We start from the raw sequence: 15,492 nt of genomic DNA, 5'->3' as shown, positions 1-15,492 counted from the left end.
CGGGAGGCGGGACGCTTACTGATCAAAGAGGCGGGTTACTGCGAGGCAACCTTGTCTTCCGCCTGCGGTGCGATGGTGGCACCGGGGCGAATGCGCTGCAGGCCGTTGACGACGATCGTATCACCGGCGGCAAGGCCGCTTTCGATGATGCGCTGGCCATCAGCCGGTGCACCGGGCTTGACCTGGCGGTAACTTACCTTGTTTTCGGCGTCGACCACGAAGACGAAGCGCTTGTCCTGATCCGTGCCGATGGCGCGGTCGCTGATGACGATGCGGTTTTCCGGCTTCGGTTCGCCCATGCGCACCCGCACGAACTGGCCCGGAATTAGCCTGCCATCCGGATTTTCGAAGACGGCGCGGACACCGATGGTGCCGCTTGCCGAATCCACCTGGTTGTCGATCAGGTGCAGCGTGCCCTTGATCGGTGTGCCTTCATCCGAAAGCGTGCCGATTTCCACCGGGATCTGTTCGAGAGCCGGCAGGGCGCCGTCCGTCTGCGGCAGTTCGGCAAGGGCCTTGGCCACCACGCCTTCGCTGGCATTGAAGCTGGCATAGATCGGGTTGACCGATACCAGTGTCGTCAGCGCCGGCGATGTGGAGCCGGCGGCGACGAGGTTGCCGGCGGTGATTTCGATGCGGCCGACACGACCGGAAACCGGGGCGAGGATTTCGGTGTAACCAAGATCGAGCTGGGCCGTCGTCAGTGCGGCGCGGGCGGCGCGAAGCTGGGCTTCGGCATCCGCAAACGAGCTTTGACGCTGGTCGAGATCGCTCTGGGAGATGGTGCGATTGTCGGAAAGCCGGCGGCCACGGTCGAGTTCCGTCTTCGCAAGGCTGACCTTGGCTTCAGCGGAAGCGACCTGGCCTTCAGCGCCGGCAACGGCGGCCTGATAGGGGGCGGGGTCGATGGTGAAGAGGGGGTCGCCTTCCTTCACCAGCGCGCCTTCGCGGAAATGCACGGCCTTGATCTGGCCGGCGACGCGGGAGCGGATCTGCACCCGGTCAACGGCTTCGAGACGGCCGGAAAATTCTTCCCAGCGCATGACGTCGCGGCTTTCCACCTTGGCGACGGTGACCGGGATTGCGGGCGTTTCGGCGGGCGTGGAAGCCGCCGTCGCGTCACGGCTGGTGGGCAGGTCGAAAAACAGCGCTGCGGCTGCAACGGACATAGCAAGCCCGATACCGGCGCCCGTCAGGGCCCGGCGCTTTGTGTTCAGCGTCATGGGTATCTCCTTGGCTCGGATCACGAGCCGGTCAGTTTCTCTATCTCTTTGTTTCGTCGCATGATCGGTGCGTAAAACCGCTACGCACTTTTACTGGACATGCTCAAACTCTTTAGTTCTGTCGCATTTCCGGGCGGAAAACCGGTGGCCACTTTTCCCGGAAATGCTCTCGATGCAGTATTCAGTGTTTCAACTGGTCAACGAAGGTCCTGAACTCCGAACAGACGGATGAGACCCATCCGCCGCCCTCTCCTTGATAAAGCCCCGTCCAGCCGGCGCCGGCGGGGAAAACATGCTGCCGGACGCTGACACCGGAGGCGATGAGCCTGTCGGCATAACCGACCGTTTCGTCGCGCAGAGGGTCGTCCTCGGCGGTAAAGATCAGCGCCGGCGCCACCCGGTTCAGCCGCGTACACTGGCAGGGCGCGGCATAGGGGTGGAAGAACCCACATGCCTTGGCGAGATAATGGCTCCAGCCATCCGCCCAGCGCTCACGCATGCCGATCCTGTCCGCGTCGCGAAAGGATTCCGTCGTCATCATCGGGTCGATCATGGGCGACAGAAGAATCTGGCCTGCGAGCTTGCCCGGCATGCGGTCACGGGCCTTCAAGGCAAGCCCCGCCGCCACATTACCGCCAGCCTCTTCGCCGGCCACGAACAGCAGCGATTTCGCGCTGCCGTAATGCTTGAGGTCCCTGCTCAGGTGATCGAGCGCTTCGAAAGCACAGTCGATCACCATCGGGAATTCGTTGCCGGACGGCCTGCTGTAATCGGCCTCGACGACGATGGCACCGCTTTCCGCCAGCGCCCGCGCCACCGGAAGCTCCGGGCAATTGCCGCCCGGTTCGACGCCGGGTTCCAGAAACGAGCCGCCGCGCAGATAAAGCACGACCGGCGGATGGCTGCACGGGCACGGCCCCTCATAACGGCGCACGGATAGCTTCGGCGCGGACGCCTCGCTGCTGCCCATGTTTTCCCAATGCGCCTTCATGAATCCAGATCCTTTGCGCCGCCACCAATAGGCGGATCATATTGCAAAATCTGAAATGCATATTATTGTTCGGATCGAAACGATCAAGTACGTCAAATTGAATACACTATTCCGAAATCAGGGATAATCATTCCTCCTGAGGCAACCAATGGATCAGCTTTCCGCCATGCGGGTTTTCACGCGCGTCGTCGAGACCGGCAATTTCAGCCGCGCCGCCACCGCGCTGAACATGCCCAAAACTACTGTTACCAATATGGTGCAGGCGCTGGAGGCGCATCTGCAGACCACGCTTCTCAACCGCACCACGCGGCGGGTGATGCTGACGACAGACGGCGCTCTCTATTACGAGCGGGCCTCACAGATTTTGTCGGAAATCGAAGAACTTGATGGCAGTATGTCCAGCGCGCAGGTGCAGCCATCCGGTCGATTGCGTGTGGAAATGGCGGGTGTCTTTGCGGACCTGGTGGTTATCCCACATCTTTGCGAATTTTACCAGCGTTATCCGCAAATCCGTCTCGATCTCGGCGTCGGCGACCGGCTGGTCGACTATATTGCCGAGAATGTCGACTGTGCGCTCCGGGTTGGCGTGCTGCGCGACCAGTCGCTGATTGCCCGCAAAGTGGGCGAACTCCGGTTCGAGACATTCGCCTCGCCATCCTATATCGAAAACTTCGGCATGCCGCGCGTGCCGGAGGATCTGGAGACGGATCATTATTCGGTGGGTTATCTCAATGCCACCACCGGCCAGATCATGCCGGCTTCCTTCGACAATGGCGTGCGCAGCGTCGAACTGACCCCGAATTATGTCGTCTCGGTCAATGACAGCCGTACCTATCTCAATGCCGCGCTGGCCGGCATGGGCATCGTGCAGCTTCCCGTCTTCATGGTGAAGGACGCGCTTTCGCGAGGTGAACTGGTGCCGGTGCTTTCCGAATGGCGGCGCGAAGCGATGCCGATCTATGTGGTCTATCCGCAGACCCGGCATGTGACCAACAAGGTGCGCGTTTTTGTCGACTGGCTGGCCAAGCTGGTGCACGGTCTGGTCTGAGGCGGCCAGTCACCGCCCGACCCTTGCCGCGACAAAGTCGATAAAGGCGCGCACGCGCGCGGCCAGGTGTTCGTGGCCGGCATAAACCGCGTGGATCACTTCCATCTCCTCGGCATTATAGTCTTCCAGCACCGGCACCAGCAGGCCGGCCTCGATATCCGGTTCGATATGAAACTCGCCGACCCTTCCGAGCCCTAACCCCGTCAGGCAGAGCCTTCGCATGGCCATGCCGCTGTTGACCGCGACATTGCCGGTGACGGGAAGGCGATAGACTTCCGCCGAGCCGGGGTCGCGAAACGGCCATTCGTTGAGGCTGCGGCTGAAATTGAAGCTGAAGCAATTGTGCTGCGCCAGATCCTGCGGTGTTTCCGGCATGCCGTGTTGTTCGATATAGGCGGGGGAGGCGACGATGATGCGGCGCACCTCCTTCAGCTTTCTCGCCTTCAGGGACGAATCTCCCATCGCGCCGGAGCGGATGGCGATATCGGTGCGTTCCTCGATCAGGCTGATGACGCCGTCGGTCAGCGAGATATCCAGCTCGATTTCGGGATAAAGCGACAGGAATTCCGGTGCGAGCGGCAGGAGATAACGTTCGCCGAAGCCCAGCGTGGCGTTGACGCGCAGCAGGCCGCGCGGCACCACCTTGCCGCCGCTTGCCACGATCTGTTCCGTTTCGGCGATGTCGGCCAGAATGCGCCTTGCGCGGGAAAGGTAGACTTCCCCCTCCGGCGTCAGCGTCACCACACGCGTGGAGCGGGCAAGAAGACGGGTGCCGAGGCGGTCTTCTATCCGCGTCACCAGCTTGCTCACAGCCGAGGGTGAAAGCTTCAGCCTGCGCCCGGCAGCCGAAAAACTGCCGAGTTCAGCCGCCGCCACGAAGACTTCCATTTCTCCGGCCCGATTGTCCATCGCTGCTCTGCTTGTGAAATTAATTCAAAGGTATTTATCCATCTTTGCCGATTATCATGCAAGTCCCCTTCGCCCATATTGCGGTTCATAGATTTGATCCAACCGGACAGCACCGCTGTCGCTGTCCAAACGATCCAACCAGACAGCATCGCTGTCCAGAACGCCCGCGATCCCGCTGGGCGAAGAGGTATTCGTCATGCCATTGGCCATATTTGCCCTGACGATCGCGGCCTATGCGATCGGCACCACGGAGTTCGTCATTGTCGGCCTTCTGCCGACGGTGGCGACCGATCTCAACATTACCCTGCCGCTCGCCGGCCTTATCGTCAGCGTCTACGCGCTGGGCGTCACCTTCGGCGCACCGATCCTGACGGCGCTGACCGGCAGGATCGAAAGAAAGCCGCTGCTGCTTGGCCTCATGGCCCTGTTCATCATCGGCAACAGCGCCGCGGCGCTGTCACCCAGCTATGAGATGCTGCTTGTCGCCCGCGTCATCGCCGCTTTCGCCCACGGCGTCTTCTTCTCCGTCGGCGCGACCATCGCCGCCGATCTCGTGCCGGAAAACCGCCGCGCCTCTGCTATTGCCATGATGTTCATGGGGCTGACGGTCGCCATCGTCACCGGCGTTCCGCTCGGCACCTATATCGGCCAGGTCTTCGGCTGGCGTGCGACCTTCTGGGCCGTTGCCGCGCTTGGCGTCATCGCCTTCTTCGGCATTGCCGCCCTTCTGCCGAACACGCTCAAGAAGGCGCCGCCTGCCAGCCTGCTCGATCAGGTCCGCGTTCTCGGTTCCGGCCGCCTGCTCATCGTCTTTGCCATGACCGCGCTTGGTTACGGCGGCACCTTCGTCGCCTTCACCTTCCTTGCGCCGATCCTGCAGGATGTGACCGGCTTTTCGGAAAAGAGCGTCAGCCTGATCCTCGTGCTCTATGGCATCGCCATCGCGGCCGGCAATATCGGCGGCGGCAGGATCGCCAACCATAACCCGGTCAAGGCGCTGATCGGCCTCTTCCTGGCGCAGTCCATCGTGTTGCTCGTCTTTTCCTTCACGGCCTTCTCGCCGGTGCTGACGCTCATCACGCTTGCCGCGCTCGGTTTCCTGTCCTTCGCCAATGTTCCCGGCCTGCAACTTTATGTGGTGCAGCTTGCCAAGGAACATCGCCCCGGTGCCGTTGATGTCGCCTCGGCGCTCAACATCGCCGCCTTCAATCTCGGCATCGCCATTGGCGCATGGCTTGGCGGTCTGGTGGTGGAATCGCCGATGGGTCTTGCCGCAACCCCGTGGGTCGGCGCCATCCTCGTCGCCGTGGCCCTGCTCTTGACCCTCTGGAGCAGCGCGCTCGATCGCCGCGCCGCGCTGACGCTGAAAACCGCCTGAACTTTTCATGAAATTCCCGGCCGCTCCCAAGTCGGCCGGGCCACTTCAAAGGAGAAAATATATGTTTGATGTTACCGCAAATGGCGCTTCCATTCCTGCCCTCGGCTTCGGCACCTTCCGCATTCCCGGCCCGGATGTCCTGCGCATCGTTCCCCATGCGCTGAAAGCCGGTTTTCGCCATATCGACACGGCCCAGATTTACGGCAATGAGGCCGAGGTCGGAGAGGCCATCGCCGCTTCCGGCATTGCGCGGGGCGATATCTTCCTCACCACCAAGGTCTGGGTCGAGAACTACAAACATGATGCTTTCCTCGCTTCCGTCGATGAGAGCCTGAAAAAGCTGAAGACCGATTATGTCGATCTGCTGCTGCTGCACTGGCCGAACGAGGCGGTTTCGCTTGCCGAACAGATCGGTGCGCTGAACGCGGTGAAGGAAGCGGGCAAGGTCCGCCATATCGGCGTCTCCAACTTCAATACGGCGCTGATGGCCGAGGCGGTGAAGCTCTCCAAAGCTCCGATCGTCACGAACCAGATCGAATACCACCCCTATATCGATCAGGACGTGGTGATGGCGGCCGCCAGAGAAGCGGGCATGTCGGTGACGGGTTATTACGGCATGGCTGACGGCAAGGTGTTCGCCGATCCGGTTCTGAAGGAGATTGCCGCAGGCCGTGGCAAGTCGGTGGCGCAAGTGGTTCTGCGCTGGCTGGTGCAGCAGCAGGGTGTCGTTGCCCTTTCGAAAACCGTGAACGAAGCCCGTGTCGATGAAAATCTCGCCATCTTCGATTTCGAGCTTTCCGCCGATGAAATGGCGGCGATCCGTGCGCTCGCCGGACCGAATGGCCGCATCGTTTCGCCGGATGGGCTGGCGCCCGTCTGGGATCAGGCTGCCTGATGATGACGACCGGGGAGGGAACGCTCTTCCCGGTTTCCTCTTGCGTGGGAAACTCCGTACATTCGGCACGGCGATACATTTCTACAGCCGCAAAAACGACGCGTCTCACATCCGGGACGGTGAAAATCTATCTGTCTGATCTGGAAGACTGGAGCGGGCGAAGGGATTTGAACCCTCGACCCCAACCTTGGCAAGGTTGTGCTCTACCCCTGAGCTACACCCGCTCAAAAACCGCTGGTCCGGGGTAGTTCGCTGGACTGCGGACCGCCGAAGTTCGGCGACGGGTGCTATATCGCTCAATCGATTTTGGAATGCAACAGTTTCTTTTGCGGTTTCGGTGGAAATCCTTCTGTCTGGGGCTTTATTCGAAACGGGCGGTCCGTCGCGGCCTCAGGAAGCCCCATGGCGGCGGAAGGCATTGTTTCGGCAGGCCTTTATTGTGGCGGTGAAAGGCGAATCGCCTGCCAAAGGGCCAGAAAATTACCTGTTTACATTTGGTTAAAATCTGATTCGACAAGTGATTCGTTCGGGTGTACAAATTTCATGTCCACGAAAAGAAGAAACGATACTTGGCATATCATCAGGAGGATGAGCCTTGTCGTATGCAGCTTTTGAACGGGTTGGCGCACAGTTGTCGCCGGAGCAGATCACCGATCTGCAGAATATTTTCGATGGCGTATGTTTCGAGTGCCTTCAAGATCGCAGCAGCCACGTTGCCAACGAGTGCGCAGCGGTTCTGATCCGCAGCGCCCAGCGCGGCATTCTCGATCATGAGATGCTGCGGGACATCGGGCTTGCCGTTCTGCGGCGCCACTGACGCTTGAATATGAAAAAAAAGCGCCCGGATGATCCGGGCGCTTTGCTGTTTGGCGGGCGGATTTCCGCTCAGCTCTTTTCCTGCACATGCGCTTCAAGGAACCACAGCGCCTTGTCGAGATCGCGCGAGGCGGCGGTGAAGATGTCGGCCGTTGTCGGATCGCCGGCCTCGTCGGAATCGTCGATCGCCTTGCGGATCATGTTCGCCACCTCGCCATAACGCTCGATCAATTGGTCGAGGTGGTCGTGGATTTTATAGATATCGGTTGGGTAGGCCTTGAGCTTCGTCGTCGAGGAGACGGCCTGCAGGCTGCCGAGTGCGGTACCGCCAAGCTGCACGACGCGTTCGGCAATCGTGTCGCCGTGATTGTCGAGCTGGGCGCGGAACGTGTCGAGAAGTTCGTGGACGGCGATGAATTGCGGGCCCTTCAGGTTCCAGTGCGCCTGCTTGGTGATAAGCGCAAGGTCGATCACCGAGGCCAGCGATTCATTCAGAATGCCGATCACGGTCGATTTCGCGTTGGAAGGCAGATCGTTTTTCGTCTTGTGCGTCTTCATCGATGTCTCCTGAAGTTGCGGACGGAATGCCGCTTTGGAAAAGTCTGTCGATTAACGTCCGGGCCTGTGGCCCTGTTCCATGTTAAGCACCGCAGCGGCAAAAATCCTGCGCAATCATCATGTCATTCGTAAAACAGGCAGATGCGCCGGCCGTCTATGTCCTCGACGCGGATCGGCATGTCGTAGATGTCCTTGAGAATCTCCGGGCGGATGATTTCTTCCGCCGGCCCCTGATGGCAGATGCGGCCCTCGCGCATGGCGATGATGGTGTCGGAATACCAGGAGGCGAAGTTGATGTCGTGCAGCACCAGAACCACGGTCTTCTTCAATTCGTCGGCTGCCTTGCGCATGATCTTCATCATGCTGGAGGCATGTTTCATGTCGAGATTGTTGAGTGGCTCGTCGAGCAGCACATAATCCGTGTCCTGACACAGAACCATGGCCACGAAGGCGCGCTGGCGCTGGCCGCCGGAAAGCTCGTCCAGAAAGCGGCCGGCCAGCGGTTCGAGATTGAGATACTCCAGCGCCCGGTCGATATGGACCTTGTCTTCCATGGTGGGGCGGCCCTTTGAATAGGGGTAACGGCCAAAACCGACGAGATCGCGCACCGTCAGGCGCGAGGAGATGTGGTTATCTTGCCGCAGGATCGAGAGGCGTTTTGCCAGCGTATCGGAAGCGGTCTTGCTCACATCCAGACCATCGACCGTCACGGTTCCTGCATCCATGGACATCAGCCGCGCGACGATGGAAAGCAGCGTCGATTTTCCCGCCCCGTTCGGGCCGATGATCGAGGTGACGCCGCCTGCCGGAATGGAGACGGAGACGCCGTCGACAACGAGCGTATCGCCATAGGATTTGCTGATCTGACTGGCGATGATCATCGCGCACCCCGCTTCAAAATAAGACCGATAAAGACGATGCCGCCCAGAAATTCGATGATGATGGAAAGCGCCGTATCGAAGGCGAAGACCCGCTCCAGCACCACCTGGCCACCGACGAGGCAGATTATGGCGATGAGGATCGCCGCCGGCAGCACATAGGCGTGTTTGCTGTTGCCGGTGAGATAATGCGCAAGGGCGGCGACCAGCAGGCCGAAGAACATGACCGGGCCGACGAGTGCGGTTGAGACAGCGACGAGCACGGAGACCAGCACGAGGATGATGGTGACCGTGCGTTTATAGTCGACGCCGAGGCTGATGGCCGTCGCGCGGCCGAGCGAGAGGACGTCGAGCGTGTGCATGAGGCGCAGCCCGATGATGGTCACGACACCGATGATGATCGCCGAGATCGTCAGAAGCGTGGGATCGATGGAGTTGAAGCTGGCGAAGAGCACATCCTGCAGCACCGTATATTCGTTTGGGTCGAGCACGCGCTGCATGAAGCCCGAGAGGCTGCGGAAAAAGACGCCGAAGACGATGCCGACCAGTACGAGAAGATGCAGGCTGCGTTCCGCGCCGACGAAAAGCCAGCGGTAGAGCAGGGCGGAAAAGGTGACGAGCAGCGTGGTTTCAACGATGAACTTCAGCTGCGGATCGATCATGACAACGGTTGCCGAGCCGAAGACGAAGATCAGCCCGGTCTGCATCAGCACGTAAAGCGAATCGAAACCCATTACCGAAGGGGTGAGGATGCGATTGTTGGTGACCGTCTGGAACAGCACGGTGGAGACGGCGATGGCATAGGCCACCAGCAAGAGCGACAGAAGCTTGATGCCGCGAAAGGGCAGCACGAAACTCCAGCTGCCTTTTGCGCCGAGCGTCATGAAGGCGGCCATGGAGATCAGTGCCAATGCCGCAAGCACGAGCAGAACGGTTTTTGCACGCCGGTCGGGGTGTCTCTCACGCATGGTGGCGTTTCCGCAGCAGGAGATAGAGGAACAGCGCGCTGCCGATGACGCCGACCACGGTGCCGATCGGTATTTCGTAAGGCGCGCGCACGGTCCGGCCGATGATGTCGCAGGAGAGCACGAAGACCGCGCCAAGCGTTGCCACCCAGGGCACGGAGCGGCGCATATTATCGCCGATCATCAGGCTGACGACATTCGGCACGATCAGGCCGAGAAAGGGGATCATGCCGACGGTGACGACGACGACGGCGCTGACCAGCGAAACGATGGTGAGGCCGAGCGCCATCACCCGGCGGTAGTTGAGGCCGAGATTGGTGGTGAAGTCGCGCCCCATGCCGGCCACGGTGAAGCGGTCGGCGGCGAGATAGGCGGCAATGGCGAAGATGAAACCGACCCACAGCAACTCATAACGGCCGCGCAGCACGCCGGAAAAATCCCCCGTCATCCATGCGCCGAGCGATTGCAGCAGGTCGAAACGATAGGCGAAGAATGTGGTGACGGCGGAAATGACGCCGCCGAGCATGATGCCGATCAGCGGCACCAGCAGCACATCGCGCAGCGGCACCTGTCTCAGGATACGCAGGAAAAGCGCCGTGCCGGCGAGCGCGAAAACGGCTGCCACCAGCATCTTGCCGAAGATCGGCGTTTCGGGTGCAAACAGGGTGACGACGAGAAGGCCGAGACCGGCGGATTCGGTCGTGCCGGCCGTCGAAGGTTCCACGAAGCGGTTGCGCACCAGCATCTGCAAGATGAGACCGGCAATCGCCATCGAGCTGCCGGCCAAGATGAGCGCCAGCGTGCGCGGAATCCGGCTGACGAGCAGCACGCGCAGCGCATCCGCGCTCGTATCAGGTGCGAAGAGCGTTGTGAGCGAAAGGTTGCTTACGCCGACGAACAGGCTGACGATGGCGAGCGTCAGCGCTAGCAGCAGGGCAAAGATGAGAGACAGAGATTTCACTTCGGCGGTTTTTCGAAAATGGTGAAAGCTCCCGGTGGCTTCGCAGGCTGTCGAAACAGTTGTTCGACCTCTCCTTTGTCATCCTCGGGCTTGACCCGAGGATCCACAACCTGACGCGCGATGGATCCTCGGGTCAAGCCCGAGGATGACGTCGGGTGTGGAGCAGCCTTCAGGATTGGATACCCGGCAGTCTTTACGACTTCTTCTCGGAGACGGCCTTGTAGACCTGATCGAGCAGGGTGTTGAGCGCCGTATAACCGCTGCTGACGATATAGGCCGCCTGCGGATCGAGATAGACGATCTGCTTTTTCTTCCAGGCATTGGTCTGGTGGATCAGTTCGTTGTCCAGCACCTGTGCGGCCGCCTTGCCGGGGTCCGTGGCACGGCCGATGCCGGCATCACGGTCGATCACGAACAGCCATTCGGGATTGACCTCGGCCAGATATTCGAAGGATACGACGTCGCCGCGGTCGAAGCGGTCATCGATGTCGGCGGCGACCGGCTTGAAGCCGATTTCGGTGTGCAGCCAGCCGGTGCGCGAGCTCGGGCCATACACGCCGACCTTGCCGGCATTGGTCAGGAGGATCATCGCCGTGCCGGAATTCGGGGCGATCTCTTTCAGCCTGGCGACTTTTTCGTCGAGGGCGGCATCGAGCTTCCTTGCCTCTTCCTGCTTGCCGAAGATATCGCCGAGCTTGGTGATGTTGCCTTTGACGCTGTTGATGAATTCCTTGGAATCGATCGACATGTCGATGGCGGGTGTGATCTTCGAAACGTCAGGATATTTCGCCCGCGAACGGCCGCCGACGATGACGAGATCGGCTTCAGCCGCATTGATCGCCTCGTAATCGGGCTCAAACAGCGTGCCGACCTTCAGATATTTGTCGTCGGCATATTTCTGCAGATAGGCCGGCAGGTTGGAGCCGACCACGCCTGTCGGCTCGACGCCCAGCGCATCGAGATTGTCGAGCGAGGGAATATCCAGAACCAGAACCTTCTTCGGTGCCGCTTTCAGTACGGTCTCGCCCTGCGCGTGCTTGATCGTCATTTCCTGCGCGCCCGCGGTCATCGCGCCAAGGCTGAAGGCCGCTGCCGCCAGCAGCCGAACGGGGAAGGTGAAGTTGATGGCCACGAATATGTCCCTTGCAATATGGTTCTGGACCGGCGGAAAGCTTTCCGTCGGGTTAACTTGATGTTCGTTATCAGCTTTATTGACAAGGTCGGCGGAAATCAAAAATATGTTTTAGAACGGTTCTGAATTGCGGTGAGCGGGAAATGTGGAGACGGTGGAGCATGGTTTGCAATCTCTCCGGACGTCATCCTCGGGACAAGCCCGAGCATGACGGAAACACCGTTTTCACTCACGTCGCAAACCCGGTCTGTGGCCGCACGCCTCACTCGGGCGGCCAGTCGCCGACGATTTCGCGTCTCTCCAGCTTCAGGGAGCGGTCCGGCTGTATCCGGTAGGTCTCGATCGCCAGCCGCCCGTCACCCATGACAAATTCATTGCTGAGCGTGCTGCCGATGGGGGATTTGGTCAGTTTGGTGCGGGGCTGGCCACCATAGGTGATGCTGCCGGGAATGGGCTCCACGTCGGGAGCGGCGGTGGCGCAGCCGGCAAGGGCCAGAACCATCATGATCGCGATCTTGCGCATGGTTTTCTCCTGGGGTTGGACCGGAATTATATCATGGTCACCTCTGCGCCAGATATCCCGTTGATGTGAATAAAAAAGCCCCGCATCCGGCAGGATGCGGGGCCAGTTGCCTTGGGAGGTTCCTGGTTTCTCAGTCCTCGTTGGCGGCAAGCTGCGTCAGCACCTCGCCACGGCCGCGGATGCGCATGATCAGCGGGATGATGAAAGCGGCTGCCGCGACGATGAACAGGCCAACGGCAATCGGCGAGGTGAACAGCACCGTCGGGTCGCCCTGACCGATGGCAAGCGCGCGGCGCAGCTGCTGTTCGGCAAGCGGGCCGAGGATGAGACCAACGACCGCAGGCGCAATCGGATAACCGAAGATACGCATGATGTAGCCGAGGATACCGAAGGCGAGCAGCATGCCGAGTTCGAACACCGACGGGTTGGCGCCGATGGTGCCGAGCGTCGCAAACAGCAGGATGCCGGCATAAAGCCATGGCTTCGGAATGGTCAGCAGCTTCACCCACAGGCCAACGAGCGGCAGGTTGAGCACCAGCAGCATCAGGTTGGCGATGAACAGGCTGGCGATCAGGCCCCAGACGAGCTGCGGATTGGTGGCGAACAGCAGCGGGCCGGGCTGCAGGCCATATTGCTGGAAGCCGGCGAGCATGATGGCGGCGGTTGCCGTGGTCGGCAGGCCCAGCGTCAGCAGTGGCACCAGCGTGCCGGCGGCGGACGCATTGTTGGCGGCTTCCGGACCGGCGACGCCTTCGATGGCGCCATGACCGAATTCTTCCGGATATTTGGTCAGCTTCTTTTCGGTGGCATAGGACAGGAAGGTGCCGATTTCAGCACCGCCCGCCGGCATGGCGCCGATGGGGAAGCCGATCAGCGTGCCGCGCAGCCAGGCTTTCCACGAGCGTGCCCAGTCCTGCGCGCTCATCCAGACCGAGCCCTTGACGGCTTCGACCTTGTCGGGGCCGGTGCTGCCCTGGGCGACGATGAACAGCGTTTCGCCGATGGCGAACATGGCAACGGCAAGCGTCGTCACTTCCACACCGTCGAGCAGATCGGGAACGCCGAAGCTCATGCGGGTCTGGCCGGTCAGCTGGTCGATGCCGACGATGGCAAGCGCAAAGCCGATGAACAGCGAGGTGAGGCCGCGCAGTGCCGAATCCCCGAAAGCGGAGGAAACGGTGACGAAGGCGAGCACCATCAGCGCGAAATATTCACGCGGGCCGAAAACCAGCGCCAGCTTGACGATATAGGGCGCGATGAAGGCGAGCGCGATGGTGGCGATGAGGCCGGCGACGAAGGAGCCGATGGCGGCGGTGGCAAGGGCCGGGCCGCCTCTGCCCTTGCGGGCCATCTTGTTGCCTTCGAGCGCTGTGACGATCGAGGCGCTTTCGCCCGGCGTGTTGAGCAGGATCGAGGTGGTCGATCCGCCATACATGCCGCCATAATAGATGCCCGCGAACATGATGAGCGAGCCGGCGGGATCGAGCCGGTAGGTGACGGGCAGAAGCAGCGCAACGGTCAGCGCCGGGCCGATACCGGGCAGAACGCCGACGGCGGTGCCGAGCGTGACGCCGATCAGCGCATAGAGCAGGTTCATGGGTTGGGCAGCAACCTCAAGACCGTGCAGCAGGAATTCAAACGTACTCATGGACAGATGTCCCCCAAAGTGGACCCGATGGGCGGGCGGAACGGCTGGCGTGCGTCATCGCGCGCCTGCGGTTTCCTGTGATCTCGAATTTGGCTGGAATGGCTGTTAGAAGAACAGCCGTTCCAGAGGTCCGGCGGGCAGCGAAAGCTGCAGCAGGCGCGCAAAAATGAACCAGATGGCAAAGCTCAGGACGACGCCGATGGGGATCGAATACCAGAGCTTGCGTTTGCCGAAGGCGCGCGCCGTGAAGGCGAAAAGCAGACCCGTGGCAATGGAGAAACCCGCCACATTCAGCAGCAGCATCTGAGCGGCGAGACCGGCAATGACCCAGACGACCGGAGCGATTTCCTGCCTGTCGCGTTCGGGAAAATCACCGCGCCAGGCCTCAACGGCTGTCCAGAGCGCCAGGCCGACAAGACAGAAGCCTATGGCATAAGGCACGGTTGCCGGGCCGACCGGCGAATAACCGGTGACGCTGGCGAGACGGGCGCTGTCCCAGAAGATCACGCAGGCGATGGCGACGAGGGCGATGGCAATCACCAGCGCCGCCCAGTCAGGGCGGCGCTTTTGATGTTGTGAAGGGTTGGAACCCTGGCTCATTTTACCAGTCCGATGTCTTTGAGGATCGTTTCGGTGGCGGCAGTGTCCTTGGCAAGCTGTTCCTTGAACTCGTCACCGGCGAGATAGGTGTCCATCCAGCTCTTGGTCTTCAGGGTTTCCTGCCACTTGGCGGACTTCGCCAGCTTTTCGACGTCGGCATTGACGGCCTTTTCCTGTTCCGGCGTCAGGCCGGGAGGAGCGGCGACCATGCGCCAGTTCTGCACGACGACATCAAGGCCGCTTTCCTTCAGCGTCGGTGCGTCGACGCCTTCCAGCTTCTCTTCGCTGGAAACAGCAAGCAGACGCAGCGTGCCGGCCTTTACCTGGCTTTCGAATTCACCATAGCTCGAAATGCCGGCCGTAACCTGCGAGCCGAGGATCGAGGCAAGTGCTTCGCCACCGCCGGAGTAAGCGATGTAGTTGATCTTGGTCGGATCGACGCCGGCTGCCTTGGCGATCAGGCCAACCGCGATATGGTCGGTGCCGCCGGCGGAGCCGCCGCCCCAGGACACGCTGCCGGGGTCTTTCTTGAGCTGGTCAACGAGGTCGCCGATGGTCTTCAGCGGCGAGGATGCCGGAACGACGATCGCTTCATATTCGCCGGTGAGGCGGGCAATCGGCGTCACGTCCTTGAGGGTGACCGGTGCATTGTTGGTGAGGATCGCGCCGACCATCACGTAGCCGCCGACGATGAGGGCGTTCGGATTGCCCTTCTGCTGGCTGGCGAACTGCGCAAGGCCGATGGTGCCGCCGGCACCCGGTACGTTCTGCACCTGAACGCTCTTGGAAATGCCTTCTTCCTGCAGCACGGTCTGCAGGGAACGCGCGGTCTGGTCCCAGCCGCCGCCGGGGTTGGCCGGGGCAATGATGGTGTAATCCGCTGCAACCGCCGGAAGAGCGATCACGCCCGCCAGAAATGTGCCGATAAGAAAATGTTTCACTTAGAAAACCCTCCTCAGGATGCCCT

Annotated in this window: 16 protein-coding genes and 1 tRNA gene; 4 read left to right on the top strand and 13 right to left on the bottom strand. The window is 60.9% G+C overall.

Features of this window, described 5'->3' with window-relative positions; translation table 11 throughout:
• Positions 1 to 35: 35 nt before the first annotated feature.
• Entirely contained in the window at positions 36 to 1,223 is a 1,188-nt protein-coding gene (locus N434_RS04665; protein WP_065114106.1) for an efflux RND transporter periplasmic adaptor subunit, read from the bottom strand.
• 181 nt (positions 1,224 to 1,404) lie between these two features.
• Positions 1,405 to 2,214, bottom strand: a complete 810-nt coding sequence (locus tag N434_RS04660; RefSeq protein WP_065114105.1) for an alpha/beta hydrolase fold domain-containing protein — start codon at positions 2,212 to 2,214, stop codon at positions 1,405 to 1,407.
• A gap of 148 nt (positions 2,215 to 2,362) precedes the next feature.
• Between N434_RS04660 and N434_RS04655 the strand changes: the two genes are divergently transcribed.
• Positions 2,363 to 3,262, top strand: a complete 900-nt coding sequence (locus tag N434_RS04655) for a LysR family transcriptional regulator (RefSeq protein WP_065114104.1) — start codon at positions 2,363 to 2,365, stop codon at positions 3,260 to 3,262.
• Positions 3,263 to 3,271: 9 nt separating this feature from the next.
• On the opposite strand, the gene N434_RS04650 is transcribed toward N434_RS04655, so the two are convergent.
• The gene (locus N434_RS04650; RefSeq protein WP_110756331.1) at positions 3,272 to 4,171 is read right to left on the bottom strand and encodes a LysR family transcriptional regulator; all 900 of its coding nucleotides are present in this window, start codon (positions 4,169 to 4,171) and stop codon (positions 3,272 to 3,274) included.
• 196 nt (positions 4,172 to 4,367) lie between these two features.
• Here N434_RS04650 and N434_RS04645 point away from each other — a divergent pair, with 196 nt between their 5' ends.
• On the top strand, positions 4,368 to 5,549 hold the full coding sequence (locus N434_RS04645) for an MFS transporter (RefSeq protein WP_110756330.1): 1,182 nt from the start codon (positions 4,368 to 4,370) through the stop codon (positions 5,547 to 5,549).
• A 61-nt stretch (positions 5,550 to 5,610) separates the two neighbouring features.
• Complete coding sequence (locus N434_RS04640) at positions 5,611 to 6,444, top strand: aldo/keto reductase (RefSeq protein ID WP_110756328.1); 834 nt, start codon at positions 5,611 to 5,613, stop codon at positions 6,442 to 6,444.
• A 149-nt stretch (positions 6,445 to 6,593) separates the two neighbouring features.
• Here the strand turns inward: N434_RS04640 and N434_RS04635 are convergent.
• A tRNA-Gly gene (locus N434_RS04635) sits at positions 6,594 to 6,668 on the bottom strand.
• Between the two features lie 371 nt (positions 6,669 to 7,039).
• Here N434_RS04635 and N434_RS04630 point away from each other — a divergent pair.
• Entirely contained in the window at positions 7,040 to 7,261 is a 222-nt protein-coding gene (locus N434_RS04630; protein WP_004443464.1) for a hypothetical protein, read from the top strand.
• A 68-nt stretch (positions 7,262 to 7,329) separates the two neighbouring features.
• Here the strand turns inward: N434_RS04630 and dps are convergent, their stop codons facing one another.
• The 9 genes from dps to N434_RS04585 all read right to left on the bottom strand — a co-directional run bounded on the left by dps (position 7,330) and on the right by N434_RS04585 (position 15,466).
• Positions 7,330 to 7,818, bottom strand: a complete 489-nt coding sequence (gene dps / locus N434_RS04625; protein ID WP_110756326.1) for a DNA starvation/stationary phase protection protein Dps — start codon at positions 7,816 to 7,818, stop codon at positions 7,330 to 7,332.
• Positions 7,819 to 7,940: 122 nt separating this feature from the next.
• Entirely contained in the window at positions 7,941 to 8,699 is a 759-nt protein-coding gene (locus N434_RS04620) for an iron ABC transporter ATP-binding protein (RefSeq protein WP_110756325.1), read from the bottom strand.
• A complete protein-coding gene (locus N434_RS04615) occupies positions 8,696 to 9,664 on the bottom strand; it encodes an iron chelate uptake ABC transporter family permease subunit (protein ID WP_110756323.1) in 969 nt (322 codons plus the stop codon). Before N434_RS04615 ends, N434_RS04620 begins: the two co-directional genes overlap by 4 nt.
• Positions 9,657 to 10,622: an ABC transporter permease gene (locus N434_RS04610; protein WP_110756321.1), complete on the bottom strand. Its 966-nt coding sequence runs from the start codon at positions 10,620 to 10,622 to the stop codon at positions 9,657 to 9,659. Before N434_RS04610 ends, N434_RS04615 begins: the two co-directional genes overlap by 8 nt.
• Before the next feature lie 193 nt (positions 10,623 to 10,815).
• A complete protein-coding gene (locus tag N434_RS04605) occupies positions 10,816 to 11,754 on the bottom strand; it encodes a siderophore ABC transporter substrate-binding protein (protein ID WP_110756488.1) in 939 nt (312 codons plus the stop codon).
• A gap of 262 nt (positions 11,755 to 12,016) precedes the next feature.
• Positions 12,017 to 12,277, bottom strand: a complete 261-nt coding sequence (locus N434_RS04600; RefSeq protein ID WP_065114096.1) for a hypothetical protein — start codon at positions 12,275 to 12,277, stop codon at positions 12,017 to 12,019.
• A 130-nt stretch (positions 12,278 to 12,407) separates the two neighbouring features.
• Positions 12,408 to 13,925, bottom strand: coding sequence for a tripartite tricarboxylate transporter permease (locus N434_RS04595; RefSeq protein ID WP_065114095.1), 1,518 nt, complete (start codon positions 13,923 to 13,925; stop codon positions 12,408 to 12,410).
• A 105-nt stretch (positions 13,926 to 14,030) separates the two neighbouring features.
• Positions 14,031 to 14,525 carry a tripartite tricarboxylate transporter TctB family protein gene (locus N434_RS04590; RefSeq protein WP_110756320.1) on the bottom strand — a complete coding sequence of 165 codons (495 nt, stop codon included), beginning with the start codon at positions 14,523 to 14,525 and terminating at the stop codon, positions 14,031 to 14,033.
• Complete coding sequence (locus N434_RS04585) at positions 14,522 to 15,466, bottom strand: Bug family tripartite tricarboxylate transporter substrate binding protein (RefSeq protein ID WP_065114093.1); 945 nt, start codon at positions 15,464 to 15,466, stop codon at positions 14,522 to 14,524. Before N434_RS04585 ends, N434_RS04590 begins: the two co-directional genes overlap by 4 nt.
• Between the last annotated feature and the right edge of the window lie 26 nt (positions 15,467 to 15,492).

Source organism: Rhizobium sp. UGM030330-04, assembly GCF_003208455.1.
GTDB classification, from domain to species: Bacteria; Pseudomonadota; Alphaproteobacteria; order Rhizobiales; family Rhizobiaceae; genus Agrobacterium; species Agrobacterium rhizogenes_A.
The sequence above is the reverse complement of the archived record's forward strand: the minus strand, read 5'-3'. Positions and strand labels throughout refer to the sequence as shown.